This window comes from Agrobacterium genomosp. 2 str. CFBP 5494 (assembly GCF_900013495.1).
Classification (GTDB): domain Bacteria; phylum Pseudomonadota; class Alphaproteobacteria; order Rhizobiales; family Rhizobiaceae; genus Agrobacterium; species Agrobacterium pusense.
In genome coordinates this window covers 68,647-84,170 of the sequence record NZ_LT009719.1, presented here as the reverse complement: position 1 = coordinate 84,170, position 15,524 = coordinate 68,647, and the positions used below count along the sequence as shown (strand labels likewise).

Genomic DNA, 15,524 nt, shown 5'->3' with positions numbered 1-15,524 from the left:
CCCCTGGTCAGAAGGCGACCCGGCCACAGCTAGGGTTGCTCCAGCCTTTTTAGCGATTCCTGCGCAGTCGCGAGTCCCTGATCGGCGGCCTTGCGGAACCATGTGATGGCCTCGGCCCGATCCTGCGCAACGCCATGTCCCATTGCATACATGTTCCCTAGATTGCCCTGGGCGACGGCAAGCCCCTGATCGGCGGCTTTTTTATACCAGCTGACTGCTTCACCATAGTCGCGGGTAACGCTGAGACCCTGATCGTAGAGCAGGCCGACAGCGTACTGAGCGGTTGCAAAACCCTGATCGGCGGCACGGCGATACCAGATCAACGCCTGTGCATAATCCTGAGCGACACCCTGGCCGCTTTCGTAGCTGTACGCCAGATTGTACTGGGCGACGGCCAGCCCTTGCTCTGCTGCTTTGCGGCCCCAGGACACGGCGAGTTCCAGGTCCTGCGGAACATCCTGGCCGACCGCATAGAGATCGCTAAGGCTGCTTTGCGCTTCCGCCCAGCCCTGATCCGCCGCTTTGCGGATGTATGCGGCGGCGAGTGCCGTATCACGGTCGACGCCCAGACCCGCCTGGTAAAAAACGGCAACCTTATATTGCGCGGCCGCGCTTCCCCCATCGGCGAGCGGTTTCCACGAGCGCAGGGCGGCGCCATAATTGCCGCTGTCATAGGCCGCCTGTCCTTCTTCAAGTGCCGTTGGCGCGGTAAGTCCTGACGTGAGGGCCGGAGCATTGGCGCCACGTTCCGGCAACGGATCAATGGAGGCTGCAGATACGGTGTGACTGTTCCAGTCCGGCAGGTCTGGCAGATTTCGTGGCAGGTCCTCACGCCACACGTGGGTTTGGGTCCTGATTTTAATGCCGCCGCTTTCCGCCAAAACGGTTTCCGTCGCTTCGAGGGTCGATCCATCGCGCAGTGACATGACGACAGTCATCTGCACGTTTTTGCTTGCGTTTCTGGCGGCCGCCAGTTGCTCGTCGCCAAGCTGTTTGGCCTTTTTCACCGAAGCTTGAGATCACTCCTTCCACCGCAGAAGCCTGTGATTGCTGGAGCGCAACGCGGTCGTAGGTTTTTTGGAGGCTGAAGGTGGCTGTTTGTCCGGAGATATCTGCGGTCTCGAGCGTCCATTCGATGGCGACGGGAATGGGCGTTCCCCGCGCATATTCCACCACCGACGCCGTACCTGACTGGCCGATCTCGTATGTGGAACTATCCTGCTCCTGTACTGTGGAAAGAAGCTCTGCCTCCGGTGCGAGATTATGAACAACCAGGATTGGATTGCTTTTGATGCCCTCGACAATATCGCGCAAACCCGCTGGCTGGTTCGCAACGCTGCCATCCGGTCCGACAACCGAGGTGCTGTGCAGGTTGCCGAGGATGGCATCCAATCCGACGAGTTTGCCAGGAAAGCCGTTAAGTCCCGCTTCATATTCCACGTGCCGGACGCCATAGGCCGACAGAGTGTTCCGATAGAGAGCGTTCATTGCGTAAGTGTCTCCAGCGCCCTCGGCGTCCTGTGGCAAATCTGCGCTGAGGGACCAGCGCACGCGCATACCCTCCGCATCCCGCGACGGGACCGTCATGCGCTGCCGAAAATCTCCGCGCATGATCGCTGCCGGCCTGTCGAACCACAACGACATGTCGGTGGAGGTGGTTCTATGGGAACGGTAGAGATATTCCACCCCCGTTTCGGGGGCGTAGCCGGGAACGACCACGCTGTCGGCGGCAAGAGCTTGAACTCCGCTCAACAGGCATGGCGAAAGGAGCAAAACGAGGGTCTTCCGAAGGCCTTTCATTTTAGAATCCCTTTTGTACCTGCGATGGCAAGCGGATGGTATCCGTCTCGGATTTCGGGTTTGCGGCAAACTCTACCGGCGTCAGACCAGAGCCAAAATACGGGCTGGTCCGCCTGTTCCGCCTCGGTGGGCAGGCGCGCCGACGATGATGGTCGTCCCCTTGGCCGGCAGTGCTTCCAGATTGTTCAGTCCCTCGATCCCGTAGCGCCCAGCGGGTAGCCAGGAATTATGGACAGCGAAGTCTGCAGAATTGCCCGGATCCAGCGAGAGTGTGTCGACGCCGATGGCGACTGTATCCAGCGTGAGCAGGAGGTCGGTGGCCGACTTGCCGAAGCCGGGGAAGGCAAATTTTCCGGCATCGTCATTACGGAAGGCCGGGCTTTTCACCTTCGTTGCCCAGCCGGAGCGCAAAGCCACGATTGCGCCTGCCGGAATGTCGCCATTTTCCGATATCCAGCGTTCGATGTCGCCTGCCTCGACCGTGGAATTGGCGTCCTCCCTGGCGCGATCCGTAATGTCGATGATGACCAGAGGGGCGACGAGCTTTTGCGGCTCGAGTTGATCGACGCTGGCGCCGTCTGCGCTAAAGTGGAAAGGCGCATCGATATGCGTTCCGGTGTGTTCGAAGATGGTCAGCTTATGGAGTTGATAGCCGCTTTTGGCGATATCTGCTGCCCACACCATCTCAATGCCGGGTTTTCCGTCGAACGTCGGAAACGTGGAATCATAGGTATGGGTGAGATCGACGACCTGTCTGGGCGATTGCGCCAGAACCGGGGCCGCGAGGCTTCCCGCCGCCATCGCCGTTACACCCGCCACGGCTCCCTTGAACAGCAGACGCCGTGACAGCATGTTCTGTTTGACGTTCTCGATCACGCAGCTATTGCACATGCCTTATTCCCTCCAATGAGAAATTCCCCGGTTGCAAGCGTAACGCAAACACGCAGGGGCGCAGGGCGGGAGCGTGGCCGATTTTTCACCCGTATTCACATCGCGGTTTCGCCAAGTCGGCGTCCATAGGCCGCGATTGCCTTGCCCACTGGCAGGCGGGTGCTCTGATACCGCGCAAGGGCGGCAGGAAGGTCGTCCGTTTGCCGCAGGGCGTCGCGCAGCGCCATTGCATCGCCTGCCGCCTTTGAAACACCCATTGCCGTGTGAGGACGAACGACAAAGGCGGCATCTCCGACCAGGGCGATACGCTGGGAGACCATGTGTTCCGCCTCGTAATCAAAAATCCCCTGGATGGATGGCGTCTCCTCTACGTCCACGGCAAGCGCCATTTGCGGCGGCAGAAGGGAAAAAGCCTCTTCGCGCAGTTGCGCCCTCCGGCTGCCGGAGAGCTCGCCGCGGGGAAGGGAATGCTCGAAATGCCTGCCGTCCCGGCCCGTGAAGGTTCGGGCAAGATCTTCGGCAGGCGTTGGACGATACCAGACCCAGTTATAGCGACGCTGTCCCTGCCGGGTCTCGCCGCGCGATCCCGGCACGAGATAACCCAGAACATGAATTCCGGACGTGATGTAGAAGGCGAAACGGTCCAGCAGCAGGGCGGCGTCGGCAGGCAGTCTTGTTTCGGGGATCAGCCCGCGCCAGGCGACGTAGCCCGCATAGGTGTTTTCCGAATGGCGGTTGACGGCGCTGCGGATGGCCGAACCCAAACCATCCGCGCCGATAACGAGGTCAGCAGGTTCCTCCATGCCATCGGCAAAGGAGAGCGTCACTCCCTGCGGATCTTCGCGAACGGCGTTGACGTGATGGCCGAGACGGGAAACCTGGCGACATCCTCGATGCTGACATCCAGGTGCTGGGCAACGAGCGCCGGCGGGGTATGCGTTAGCCAGGAAGAGAGGCTGACTTCCTGATACTCTGCCGTCTTGAAGACCGCGACGAACTGCAGGTCGGTCTTGCCGGTATTCTCGATGATGTGGCCTTGGCTCCGTTTCACGTAGCCAATGTCGCCGGCGCGGAAATCGGCGGTCTGGCTGCGCGGACCGGCGTCGAACACGGTCATCCGGCCTTCACCCTTGATCCAGTATTGCCATTCGTCCGCGTTGGGGTGCCAGTGCATTTCGCGCACCCCGCCGGGCTTGATCGTTTCGATAGCGGCGGCGATGGTTTTGGACACGGTAAAGGCGCTGCTGTCGGCAAGGCGAATGACGCCAGCAGCGTTTTCCTTCAGCGGTTTGGAGGCCGCGAGCTTGTAGGTGAAGGGGTGAGGGGGAAGTCCTGCACCGGCAACGGCTTCCTGATCCCTGGAGAGAGGTCCGGGCTCCTTGCCCTGAAAAATCCAGAGGTTCTGCAGTGGAATATTGCGGAACACATCCTGCTCGACGCCGAAATTCTTCGCCAGCAGTTCAGGTGAGGTATGCGCCAGCCAGTCCGTCAGTAGCAGGGTGCCGTATTCGGACTGGTCGCCTTCGTCGAACACAATGACGAATTCGCACCCGTCGGGACCAAGTCCCTGCAGCGAATGGGGATAACCGGCCGGAAAATACCAGAGATCGCCGGCCTTGACGTCCTGGACATAAGCACGGCCTTCGGTATCGAGCACGGTGATACGGCAGCGTCCATTGGTCATGATCGCCCATTCTGCAGCGCGGTGCCAGTGCATCTCGCGAATGCCGCCCGGTGCCAGTCGCATGTTGACCCCGGACACGGCATCCGAAATCGCGAAATCGGATTTGGTCACCTGACGTGCCCAGCCGCCGTTCTGGATACGCTTGGCGGCATTGTTGAACGAACCCCAGAAGAGCTGCATGTCGCCGACATCCGTCGCGGGCGGGCTCTGGAAGGAGGGGAACTGGTCGTTGATAACAAGGTTCTTCGGGCCGGGATCGCTGAGCCCTGCGAACCGCCCGAAGCCCCAGCCATGGCTGTCAGGATATTTCCTGGAGTCCTTGACCATCACCTGCACGGTGGTTGCCCCGCCCGGCACCGTGGCTTGGTGGAAATTCCGCGGATTGCTGCCGCTTGTAGGCAAGCTTCACCAGTATCGAGCCATCATGGAAGGGCAGGGTTCCGCTCTTGTAAGCGTTCACGGCGATGTCGTTTGCCAGAACGGCACGAAGCTCATCGAGCGGCGGCGCTTCCTGTGCGGGAGCGATGAAGCGCCAGTCGCGATATCCCTCGGGAAGCGTAACGCCATAGAGGGGTGAGGCGTTTTCCGGCGGGCTGTCCGCAAGGCTTGAATAAGCGGCTCCGAAACCTGCTGCCGCAACTGCAAGAGCGACGGCAAAAAAAATCTGGTTCTTCATGACAAATCCTGCCTGATCCGAAAACGATCAGACGATGATCTGTGTGGCAGGTATCCGGCATGTTTCCTGAAACGGGGATTTATGTATCAGATCGTAGCAGCGATTGTGCCGGCGAGGGAAGCGCCGGCGCACACATATCAATCGGCGCGCTGCAGCAGCGCGAGCGCGACGGTGGATGTCGCGAGGATTGCGGTCAGAGCCAGCGGCGCGGTGGCGCCGTAGGAATCGACGATATAGCCGCCGAACACTGCACCGATGCTGATGGCCACCTGGAAAGAAACGACCATCAGGCTGCCTGCTGCCTCCAGCGCATCTGGCGCGCCCCGGGAAAGGTTGGTCGGCAGCACGACAGGCGCCATGCCGAAGGCAAGGCCCCAAAGGGCGACGAGAGCAAATGCGGCACCGGTATGGACGCCCCAAAGAACCAGGGAAATCGTTGCAAATGCCATCAGCGCGGCGGTGACGATGAGTGCGAGACGGATACTGGCATCAGCCATCCGGCCACCCGCGACGTTGCCAATCACCGAGGCGACGCCAAATCCAAGCAGTGCGAGAGCAATCGGTGTTGTACCGAGGAGCGTCACCTGCTCGAGGAATGGACGGACGTAGACCGATCCGGCGAAATGTCCCGTCATGAGCAGGAGGATCGCGAGCATGGCCAGCTGAACGCTACGCCGCCGCGTCAGGCGGAAAACATCTGAAAGGCTGTTGCTGGTGCTTGCCGGCAGCGACGGCAGGCTGAGGATTTGCAGCAGCATGGCAATGACGGCAAGCCCTGCCGTCATCGACATTGCCGTGCGCCATCCCAGCCAGTCGCTGATGAGGGCTCCCATCGAAGGCGCGGCGATTGTGGCGAGCGAAACGCCGAGGGTAACGATAGCCATGCCGCGCCCGGTCGCATTTGCGCCGACAAGCCTTGCGACGACGGCAACCGAAAGCGCCCAGAACCCGCTGAGAGCAATCCCGAGCCCGGCCCGGCCAAGCAACAGAAGCCAGAAATCGGTTGCAAAGGAAGCAAGAAGGTTTGAGCCGATCGCCAGTGCACTCAGACCGACTAGCACGGTCTTGCGGTTCAGCCTGCCGATGAGGACGTTGCTCAACAGCGCAGTCACTGCGCCGACGGATGCCGTGGCCGTGACGACCTGTCCGGCGGTCCCTTCGGTGATGCCGAGGTCACGCGCCATCGGCGTCAACAGTCCCGCCGGCAGGAACTCGGCCGATACCAGCGCAAAGCTGGTGGCCGCCATCGAAAGAACCGCGAACCATGTGGCGGCTGTCCACGCGGGTTGCTCCTCGATGTCGAGGGACATTGTTGTCCCGTCAAACTCTGATGTGGTGTCGGTCATGGTATCTCTCCTTGAGTTGGGAGAGTTTTAAAGGAATTTTGCTGGATGATATGTATCTAAAAGTCCGAATTTCATGCCTATTTGTCCAAGTTTGTGCGGCGCACAACGCAGGCGCGTGCGTTGACGCAGGGATGTGTCCGGGGGGCGTGAGCGTTTCTACCCGCGGGAAATCTTTGCGGGCGGGCAACCTTTCAAACCGCCATCCGTTTAGCCGTCCATGACCGATGCTGACGCAAATTCGAAACGAGCCGATGGCACCGGCAAGAATGGTGCAGGGAAAGTACATGTCGAGAATGCAGCCGATGAGCCGCTGCCGCCGGAGGAAATCGAACCTGCTGAGGGCCTGACGCCGGAGGAAGCCGAAAAGGCCCGCAAAAAATATCTACTGAAACGCTTCTGGATCAGCGCGCGCGGCTTCTGGAGCCGCCGCGGCGACGGGCTGGCATGGCCGTTCTCCATCGGCCTGCTGGTGATGATCGGCATCAATGTCGCTTTCCAATACGGTGTCAACGTCTGGAATCGTGGCATCTTCGACGCGATTGAAAAACGGGATGCGTCCACGGTCTATTTTCTCGCTTCCATATTCCCGCCGCTGGTTCTGGGCAGCGTCCTGATTGTAACGTCGCAGGTCTATGTCAGGATGCGGATCCAGCGGCGCTGGCGGTCCTGGCTGACGAAGGTGCTGGTCTCCCGGTGGATTGCAAATGGCCGCTATTACCAGCTTAACCTGATTGACGGCGACCATCAAAATCCGGAGGCGAGGCTGTCGGAGGACATGAGGATCGCCACTGAAGCGCCGGTGGATTTCGTTGCAGGGGTCATTGCCGCCTTCGTATCGGCATCCACCTTCATCGTCGTCCTGTGGACGATCGGCGGCGCCCTGACGTTGCCGATCGGCGGCGTTTGGATAACGATACCCGGCTTTCTGGTGGTGGCAGCGGTAATTTACGCGCTTATCACCTCAAGCTCGATTGCGTGGATCGGCCGGAACTTCGTCAAAGTCTCGGAAGTCAAGAACCAGCTCGAGGCGGAATTCCGCTATACGCTGACCCGTGTGAGGGAAAATGGCGAGAGCATTGCGCTGCTGGGTGGCGAAGAAGAAGAGCGCAGCGATCTCGACAGCAGGTTCCGCAATGTCCGGCATCAGTGGAAGCGAATGGCGCAGCAATATATGCGTACCACCGTCGTGTCGCATGGATCGATGCTGATTGCGCCCGTCGTTCCGGTCCTGCTGTGCGCGCCGAAGTTCCTCGACGGAAGCATGTCGCTGGGCCAGGTCATGCAGGCGGCATCGGCTTTCACCATCGTTCAGTCCGCCTTCGGCTGGCTGGTCGATAACTATCCCCGGCTGGCGGACTGGAATGCCTGCGCAAGGCGTGTCGCATCGCTGATGATGTCGCTTGACGGCCTCGAGCGGGCCGAACAGAGCGATACGCTCGGCCGGATCGTGCGCGGTGAAACGGAGGGTGAGACCATGCTGAGCCTCAAGCATGTATCCGTTTCGCTGGGCGATGGTACTGCTGTCGTCAAGGAAACGGATGTCGAAATCGGACCCGGCGAGCGGGTGCTCGTCGCAGGTGAATCCGGATCCGGAAAAAGCACGCTCGTGCGGGCAATCGCCGGCCTGTGGCCATGGGGCGGCGGCAGCGTCAGTTTTCGTGCCGGCAGCCGGCTGTTCATGTTGCCGCAGCGGCCATATATCCCGTCGGGAACGCTTCGTCGGGCAGTCTGTTATCCGCAGGCAGCGGAGAGCTGGACTGCCGAAGAGATCGGCGCAGCTCTCGATAAGGTCGGTCTCGGCCACCTCAAGGACAAGGTGGAAGAAGAGGCGCCGTGGGATCAGACGCTCTCCGGTGGTGAAAAGCAGCGGCTTACCTTTGCCCGCCTGCTGCTGAACGATCCCGATATCATCGTCATGGATGAAGCGACCGCCGCCCTGGATGAAAAAAGCCAGGACAGGATGATGCAGACAGTCATCGACGAATTGCCAGGTGCTACGATCATCAGCGTGGCACATCGCGCCGAGTTGGAGGCCTTCCACAGCCGCAAGATTACGCTGGAACGCCGGGAAGGTGGCGCGAAGCTGGTCAGCGATATCCACCTCATTCCGAGGAAGGCCCGGTCCGGCTCGTTGCTCCGCCGCATGGTCAAACGCAGGTAAGAAGCGGGCAATCGCGGACGAAAATCGCGCAGCACCTCCACCCCCAAACATAATGCGAATGAGTATCGCTCTTTCGGTGCTTCTATGTTTTCGACGTCACCCGTATGAACGGTGGACGGTCAATCGGTGACGTCGTAATCTGGCGGCCAGATGAGGCAACGACATACTCTCGGGAGGAAACAATGCCTATCTTCATGGACCGGCATGAGCTCGCCGGAGTCTCTGCAGCCGATATTGCGGCCGCACATCTTAAGGATATCGACATTCAGGACCGGTATGGCGTCCGGTTTTTAACCTACTGGTTCGATGAAAGGCGCGGTACCGCCTTCTGCCTCATGGATGCGCCGGATGCTGAAACCGCGCAATACGTGCACCGCGAAGCGCACGGTTTCGTCGCCAGCGAAGTTGTGGAAGTCGCCCTGTCGGCTGTGGAGGCGTTTCTCGGGCGAATACAGGACCCGACGCCGCTCGAGCATGCCCCCAAACACATGGACGCCGGCCACCGTGCGATACTTTTCACTGACATCGTCGGTTCAACCGAAATGACCGCTCGCCTGGGCGATCGTATGGCAGCTAAACTCGTCCGCGCGCATGATGCGCTCGTGCGTGGCTGTCTGGTAAGACGGTCAGGACGGGAGGTAAAGCACACCGGGGATGGTATAATGGCAGTGTTCTCTTCCACGCCACTTGCAGTCGACTGTGCAATCGATATTCAGCGCGCCTTCCATCGCTACAACAGCGACACGGGCGAACCCATTCACATCCGCATCGGGCTTGATTGTGGTGAGCCGATTGAAGACAGCAATGATTTCTTCGGCACGACCGTTCAACTGGCTGCAAGGCTTTGTGCTGCCGCCCATAGCGATCAAATCCTGATATCGGACAAGACCCTGCAGGAATATGGCAGCGCCGATGTCCCCGTATATGGCCATCGATACAGGCTTAAAGGCTTCGCCAAGCCGGTCCTAGCCTATTGCATTGATTATGGTGTTCTTCACGGCTAATCCTGACGCGGCACTACCGTTGCGATGCTTTCCTTCGCAGACGAATAAGTTCCTTTGTGCCGGCGGCGACAGCCTGAAGAACGACATCGAAGTGGGCATGAAGAAGTGGTGAATATTTCTCGGTACTTTCGGCGTATCTGACACTTGCCGCCAGCCGGTGTTCGTATCTCTTCAGGAGTTGGGGATGGATGAGTTCCCCACTTTCGTCGTAGGCAAGCCCCTGAACGGCTGCGAGCTGGACCTGCGCTATGGCGGCTTCAGCCTCACTCATTGTCATCGGTGCGCGCTTCGGTTCGATTTTGCCGAGCCCCGCCCAGGCGATAATCCACCCAAGCGTCGTTCCCTGTATGAGAACGGTTCCCACGATAACCGCGAATGCCATGACCAGAATGAAGTCACGTCCGGGAAAATCCTCCGGCAGGCTGAGCGCAAGTGCCAGCGTCACGACGCCGCGCATGCCTGCCCAGCCGAGCGCCGTCACCCCTCCTGCTCCGAGGGGCGTCGAGCGAGCGACCATGACCCCGTGCAAAACCTGATGACCAGATCCGATGTGAATATCCACACGAACCGCGCGATGACGAGCGTAATGAGGATTGCGGCCGCGGGGAGTGCCATCGAACCAACCAGTGAGCCAAAGCCGCCGCCACGTTCAACGACGTCCCGCAGCGATAGTCCTATCAGGATGAAAACCATAGCCTCCATCAGGAAAACAAGGACGTTCCAGAATGAGGTGCCGCGCATTCGCGTCGCCGCAGAAAAGACGGTGTGCTGATGCCATGACGCTATCAGTCCGGCCGTTACGGTGGCGATTACACCGGACGCATGGATCTGTTCCGCCAAAAGATAGGCGACCCATGACAAGATTGCGGTGGCGGCAATGATGAGGTACTCGTCGCCAAGGTGCCGGACTAGCTTTACCCATGCGAAGCCAACGACCACACCGGTTGCGGCACCTCCAAGAGCCAGAAAAATGAAGGTGCCGATTGCGTCGGTGGTGCTGAATGTACTTCCGGCCGCAGCCGCTACAGCAAAACGAAAAAGAACGAGCCCGCTGGCGTCGTTGAGAAGGATCTCACCTTCAAGAAGGATTTGCAGACGCCTCGGAATCTTAACCCTTTCCAACACGGCACGGGCTGAGACGGCGTCCGGAGGTGAGACGATGGCGCCAAGGGCTGCGCAGGCCGCCCATGGCAGAGACGGCATCAGGAGGTGCACAACGACCGCGATGACGATTGTCGTGAACAGCACTGCACCGATCGCGAGAGATGCAATTCCGAAGACGTGTCGTTTCAGGTGATCGACGGCGATCGACCACGCTCCGTCGAGAAGCAGTGGCGGTAGAAATAAAACCAGAACCAGTTCCGGATTGACAGCGATCGTGGGCAGGCCGGGAAGGAACGCCAGCGTTCCCCCGCCCACCAGTAGCGCTACGGATGGCGGCAGGCCCATGCGATGTGCGATGTAGTGCAGCACGATGATGGCGAGAAACATCGCGATCACGAGTTCGAACAGATGCGTGCCGTCCATATGCGCCCCCAATCCGCGTCGGACTCACATCAAATGACGAGATTTGCGAAAAAGCAACGTAGTCATTTTTGCTGGTTTGACTGAGTTCCGGCAATTATCACCGGTTCTTTAGGCAGCGCACCATATCAAAATGATCTACAACCCAAAACGCAAGCACGCCAGGAACAAGATGCCGCCATTCGCGGAGTTCGAGAACCGGTGGAACATCCAAGCCGATGGCGGCCCAAAACTCGGGCTAATATGAGGAATGACCTTATGATGACGATCAAACGCATTGTGCTGGTAAACCGCCCCTTGGCAGAGCCATCGCATGAAAATTTCCGCCTTGAGGATGCCGAGTTGCGCGAACCAGCCGAGGGCGATGTCACAGTCCGCGTTCTGTATCTTTCGCTCGACCCATACATGCGTGGGCGTATGAGCGATGCCAAATCCTACGCGGCGCCTGTACCCATCGGCGGTATCATGGAAGGCGAGACGATCTGCGAGGTCGTGAAGTCTCGGCACAACGGTTTTGCGCCCGGCGACATCGTGCGCGGGCGGACCGGTTGGTGTACGGGCGCGGTCATCAATGGGGGCATGCTACGAAAGGTTGAGACGCACGGCGCGCCGGTCACGACCGCGATCGGCGTCCTTGGCATGCCGGGATTTACTGCATGGAGTGGTCTGAAGTTCATTGGCAAGCCGAAGCAGGGTGAGACGGTTGCTGTCGCTGCAGCTTCTGGCCCCGTTGGTTCGATGGTCGGACAGCTTGCAAAGCTTTACGGCGCGAGGGCAGTCGGTATAGCCGGTGGACCGGACAAATGTGCATTCGTGAAGGGTGAACTTGGCTTCGACAGCGTGGCTGATCATCGCTCGGAGAATTTTGTCAGCGATCTGACCGCGGCCTCTCCAAACGGGATTGATGTCTATTTCGAGAATGTCGGAGGACGCGTCTGGGATGCGGTACTGCCTCTTCTAAACCAGTTCGGACGTGTTCCCGTCTGCGGCCTCGTTTCTCAATATAACGGTGCAAACTCGACGCAGGCAGACCGTCTTCCGGCAATGATGTCGGCGATCCTGAGACAGAGCCTTCTCGTTCGAGGTTTCATCCAGACTGAATTTGTGGCCGATCATTTCAATGACTTTCTCGCGGAGATTGGCCCAAGGGTCGCTAGCGGCGAGATCAGGTACCGAGAGGATGTCGTCGATGGATTGGAGAATGCTCCCGACGCCTTCATCGGCATGCTGAAAGGCAAGAATTTCGGCAAGCTTATCGTCAAAGTTGACGGCGTCGTCTCATGAGCCGTCGTGACGTAAAAAATATCGCGGTTTTGGATGACTACCAGAATGTGGCGATCACCAGCGCCGACTGGTCGCCATTGAACGACCGTGCCGAAATCACGATCTTCAATGACCACATCGCGGACGAAGAAGGCCTGATTGATCGTCTCTTGCCGTTCGATGCTGTCTGCGCCATGCGCGAACGGACGCCGCTGCCGCGACGTATTCTCGAGCGCCTGCCGAACCTGCGGTTCATCGCAACGACTGGAGGGCGCAATGCCTCAATCGACCTTGCCGCGGCCCGTGATCTCGGCATCGTTGTTTCGGCGACGGGTGCGAACGTATCGGGCGCCCCGGAGCTGACTTGGGCACTAATCCTTGCGGCGGCACGCCATATTCCCACAGAGATTGCCTCGTTTCGGAGCGGTGGCTGGCAAACCACGGTCGGGCGCGACCTTTCGGGCAGCACGCTGGGGGTAATCGGTCTGGGCAGGATCGGCCGCCAGATTGCAAAGGTCGGCCTTGCATTCGGTATGGAGGTGATCGCCTGGAGCCAGAATTTGACCGATGAGGCTGCAGAGGCTGGCGGTGTGAGACGGGTTGAAAAAGACACGCTTCTTCGCGAGTCCGACTGGGTGACGTTGCATCTTGTTCTGTCGGAGCGAACGAAGGGCATAATCGGTCAGGACGAGCTGGCGTTGATGAAGCCAACAGCCTGGCTTGTGAATACGTCACGAGGTCCACTTATCGATGAAGAAGCATTGATTACTGCTTTGGAAACCGAGAGCATCGCAGGTCTCGCATTGGACGTGTTTGATCGTGAGCCTTTGCCCAGTCATCATCCGCTTCGGACTTTAGGCAATGTGATCGCGACGCCGCATATCGGGTTTATTACCGAAAACTCATACCGGATTTTCTATCGAGATACCGTGGACAATATCGTCGCATGGCTGAACGGAACGCCACTGCGGGTTTTGTGAACTTCCGAGTTGATCCTTGGTTCACATCGCACCGCCTAGCGGCACCATCTAGCCTTGCCCGAATAAAAATGCGGCCGAATGATCGGCCGCATTCTGATGTCGCAAAGGTATCAGCCCTTGATGAAGGCCAGGAGATCGGCGTTCAGCACATCGGCATTGACGGTGAGCATGCCATGCGAGAAGCCGGGATAGGTCTTCAGCGTGCCGTTTTTCAGCAGCTTCACCGATTTCAGGGCGGAGCCGGCGATCGGAACGATCTGGTCGTCTTCACCGTGCAGAACAAGCGTCGGAACGCTGATATTCTTCAGGTCATCGGTCTGGTCGGTTTCCGAGAAGGCCTTGATGCCGTCGTAATGGGCCTTTGCACCACCCATCATGCCCTGACGCCACCAGTTCTGGATCACGCCTTCATGCACGGTCGCACCATCGCGGTTGAAACCGTAGAACGGGCCGGCCGGGACATCACGGAAGAACTGCGCACGGTTTGCGGCAAGCGCGGAGCGGAAGCCGTCAAAAACCTCCATCGGGAGACCTTCCGGATTGGCTTCGGTCTTCAGCATCAGCGGCGGTACGGCGGAAACGAGAACCGCCTTGGCGACACGGCCGGCGGGTTCGCCATGCTTGGCGACATAACGGGCAACTTCGCCGCCGCCGGTGGAATGGCCGATATGGACGGCATTTTTCAGATCGAGCGCTTCGACGACGGCGAAGGCGTCGGCGGCGTAGTGGTCCATGTCGTGACCATCGGCAACCTGGGCGGAACGGCCGTGACCACGGCGGTCATGGGCGACAACACGAAAACCCTTGGAGACGAAGAATAGCATCTGCGCATCCCAGTCATCGGACGAGAGCGGCCAGCCATGGTGGAAAACGATCGGCTGGGCATCCTTCGGGCCCCAATCCTTGTAGAAAATCTCAGTGCCGTCCTTGGTTGTTACGAAACCCATGTCAATTTCTCCTTGTGCTGAATGGTTACTGGAAGGGGTCTGCGAGAAGGCGATCGTCGGAATGCTCACGCTGGCAAGCGCGATGCTACCGATCAATACGCTGCGTCTCGACACGAAAAACCGATCTGCGTCAGATGTCATACATATCTCCTGTCGAGCTTTGCCTTCGAATGCCCTTGGTTGACTTGAACAACCTAGCGTCATCCGCCACCACAGGCACGTGGCGCAAATGACTTTTTCAGAGGCAAAAGTGACAAATCTCATGCTGGCTGAGTTCATCGAGGTCGGATTACTGATCTATCCGGATTGTCAGCTGGCTGCGGTCTACGGACTGACGGACTTATTCCGTGTCGCCGGCGATTGGGCGACGGATTTACAGGAGCCAACAAGCCTTCGAAAAATCCGCGTCAGTCACTGGACGGTTGAGGATGGCGCGATTTCTTGCACCTGGGATTCGGAAACCGGAGCATCGCATTCGTTGAGCTACATCATCGCGCCACCGAGCATCGTCATGCCGGAGAAGATGCAAAGCATGCGGCCTGCGTCAAAATGGCTTTCATCCCAGCATGCACTTGGTGTGACTGTCTGCTCGATCTGCGCCGGAGCTTTCGTTCTCGCCGAAACGGGGCTCATCGATGGACGGCGCGCCACAACCCACTGGGCCTTTGCCGAGAGACTTGCCGAGCGGTTTCCCAAAATAGACGTTTTGCCCGATAACATGATCATTGACGATGGTGACGTGATCACCGCCGGCGGCATTCTGGCTTGGGCCGATCTCGGCCTGCTTCTCGTTGAAAAGCTTCTTGGGCAGACCGTCATGCTGGAGACAGCACGCTTTCTGGTCGTGGATCCGCCGCGGCGCAGTCAAAGCCAATACAAGACTTTCATCCCCCGATTTGATCACGGCGACAGAGAAGTGCGTCAAATTCAGCATCAATTCCATGCAGCGCCAGAGCTGCAAAAATCGATTGGTGAACTTGCAGACAGCGTGCATCTTTCAGAAAGGACGCTTCAGCGTCGCTTTTTACGTGCGACGGGATTGAAACTGACTGAATATCTTCAGAACGTGCGCATTATGAAGGCGCGGCAATTGCTCGAGACGACGAATGGCTCGGTCGAGAGTATCGCCTGGGCGGTCGGCTATGCGGATCCGGCAGCATTCCGCAAGATATTTGGCAGGTTAACGGGAGCGACGCCGAACGTTTATCGTGGCGATGTGCGACTGTGATTACGCTTATGGGCGACCAA

12 protein-coding genes and 2 pseudogenes are annotated in these 15,524 nt (G+C 58.9%); 5 read left to right on the top strand and 9 right to left on the bottom strand.

Going from position 1 to position 15,524, the window contains the following annotated elements:
• Window positions 1–29: 29 nt before the first annotated feature.
• The 7 genes and pseudogenes from AGR2A_RS30125 to AGR2A_RS15215 form a co-directional block, all read right to left on the bottom strand.
• Entirely contained in the window at window positions 30–926 is an 897-nt protein-coding gene (locus tag AGR2A_RS30125; RefSeq protein WP_286079587.1) for a tetratricopeptide repeat protein, read from the bottom strand.
• Window positions 859–1,488, bottom strand: a complete 630-nt coding sequence (locus tag AGR2A_RS30120) for a hypothetical protein (RefSeq protein WP_286079586.1) — start codon at window positions 1,486–1,488, stop codon at window positions 859–861. The genes AGR2A_RS30125 and AGR2A_RS30120 overlap by 68 nt, the downstream gene beginning before the upstream one ends.
• A 393-nt stretch (window positions 1,489–1,881) precedes the next feature.
• A complete protein-coding gene (locus tag AGR2A_RS15235; RefSeq protein WP_072493706.1) occupies window positions 1,882–2,691 on the bottom strand; it encodes a cyclase family protein in 810 nt (269 codons plus the stop codon).
• Between the two features lie 95 nt (window positions 2,692–2,786).
• Window positions 2,787–3,563, bottom strand: a pseudogene (locus tag AGR2A_RS15230) (FAD binding domain-containing protein); the annotation flags it as partial.
• Window positions 3,515–4,702, bottom strand: coding sequence for an oxalate decarboxylase family bicupin (locus AGR2A_RS15225; protein WP_234800353.1), 1,188 nt, complete (start codon window positions 4,700–4,702; stop codon window positions 3,515–3,517). The gene AGR2A_RS15225 and the pseudogene AGR2A_RS15230, both read right to left, overlap by 49 nt.
• Window positions 4,674–5,051 (bottom strand): cytochrome P460 family protein, encoded by a 378-nt coding sequence (locus tag AGR2A_RS30115; RefSeq protein ID WP_080823110.1) that lies wholly within the window; start codon window positions 5,049–5,051, stop codon window positions 4,674–4,676. Before AGR2A_RS30115 ends, AGR2A_RS15225 begins: the two co-directional genes overlap by 29 nt.
• Before the next feature lie 137 nt (window positions 5,052–5,188).
• Window positions 5,189–6,397 carry an MFS transporter gene (locus AGR2A_RS15215; RefSeq protein WP_034497759.1) on the bottom strand — a complete coding sequence of 403 codons (1,209 nt, stop codon included), beginning with the start codon at window positions 6,395–6,397 and terminating at the stop codon, window positions 5,189–5,191.
• Between the two features lie 217 nt (window positions 6,398–6,614).
• Between AGR2A_RS15215 and AGR2A_RS15210 the strand changes: the two genes are divergently transcribed.
• The gene (locus AGR2A_RS15210; protein ID WP_072493705.1) at window positions 6,615–8,558 is read left to right on the top strand and encodes an ABC transporter ATP-binding protein/permease; all 1,944 of its coding nucleotides are present in this window, start codon (window positions 6,615–6,617) and stop codon (window positions 8,556–8,558) included.
• A 182-nt stretch (window positions 8,559–8,740) separates the two neighbouring features.
• Window positions 8,741–9,562, top strand: coding sequence for a nickel-binding protein (locus tag AGR2A_RS15205; protein ID WP_072493704.1), 822 nt, complete (start codon window positions 8,741–8,743; stop codon window positions 9,560–9,562).
• Window positions 9,563–9,593: 31 nt separating this feature from the next.
• Here the strand turns inward: AGR2A_RS15205 and AGR2A_RS15200 are convergent.
• Window positions 9,594–11,089: pseudogene (locus AGR2A_RS15200) on the bottom strand (cation:proton antiporter); the annotation flags it as partial.
• 255 nt (window positions 11,090–11,344) lie between these two features.
• Here AGR2A_RS15200 and AGR2A_RS15195 point away from each other — a divergent pair.
• Window positions 11,345–12,370 carry an NADP-dependent oxidoreductase gene (locus tag AGR2A_RS15195; RefSeq protein WP_185933380.1) on the top strand — a complete coding sequence of 342 codons (1,026 nt, stop codon included), beginning with the start codon at window positions 11,345–11,347 and terminating at the stop codon, window positions 12,368–12,370.
• Entirely contained in the window at window positions 12,367–13,329 is a 963-nt protein-coding gene (locus AGR2A_RS15190) for a D-2-hydroxyacid dehydrogenase family protein (protein WP_072493702.1), read from the top strand. Before AGR2A_RS15195 ends, AGR2A_RS15190 begins: the two co-directional genes overlap by 4 nt.
• Window positions 13,330–13,439: 110 nt before the next feature.
• On the opposite strand, the gene AGR2A_RS15185 is transcribed toward AGR2A_RS15190, so the two are convergent.
• A complete protein-coding gene (locus AGR2A_RS15185; RefSeq protein ID WP_080823109.1) occupies window positions 13,440–14,276 on the bottom strand; it encodes an alpha/beta fold hydrolase in 837 nt (278 codons plus the stop codon).
• A 229-nt stretch (window positions 14,277–14,505) separates the two neighbouring features.
• Between AGR2A_RS15185 and AGR2A_RS15180 the strand changes: the two genes are divergently transcribed.
• Window positions 14,506–15,504, top strand: coding sequence for a GlxA family transcriptional regulator (locus AGR2A_RS15180; protein WP_080823108.1), 999 nt, complete (start codon window positions 14,506–14,508; stop codon window positions 15,502–15,504).
• The last annotated feature ends 20 nt before the right edge of the window (window positions 15,505–15,524 follow it).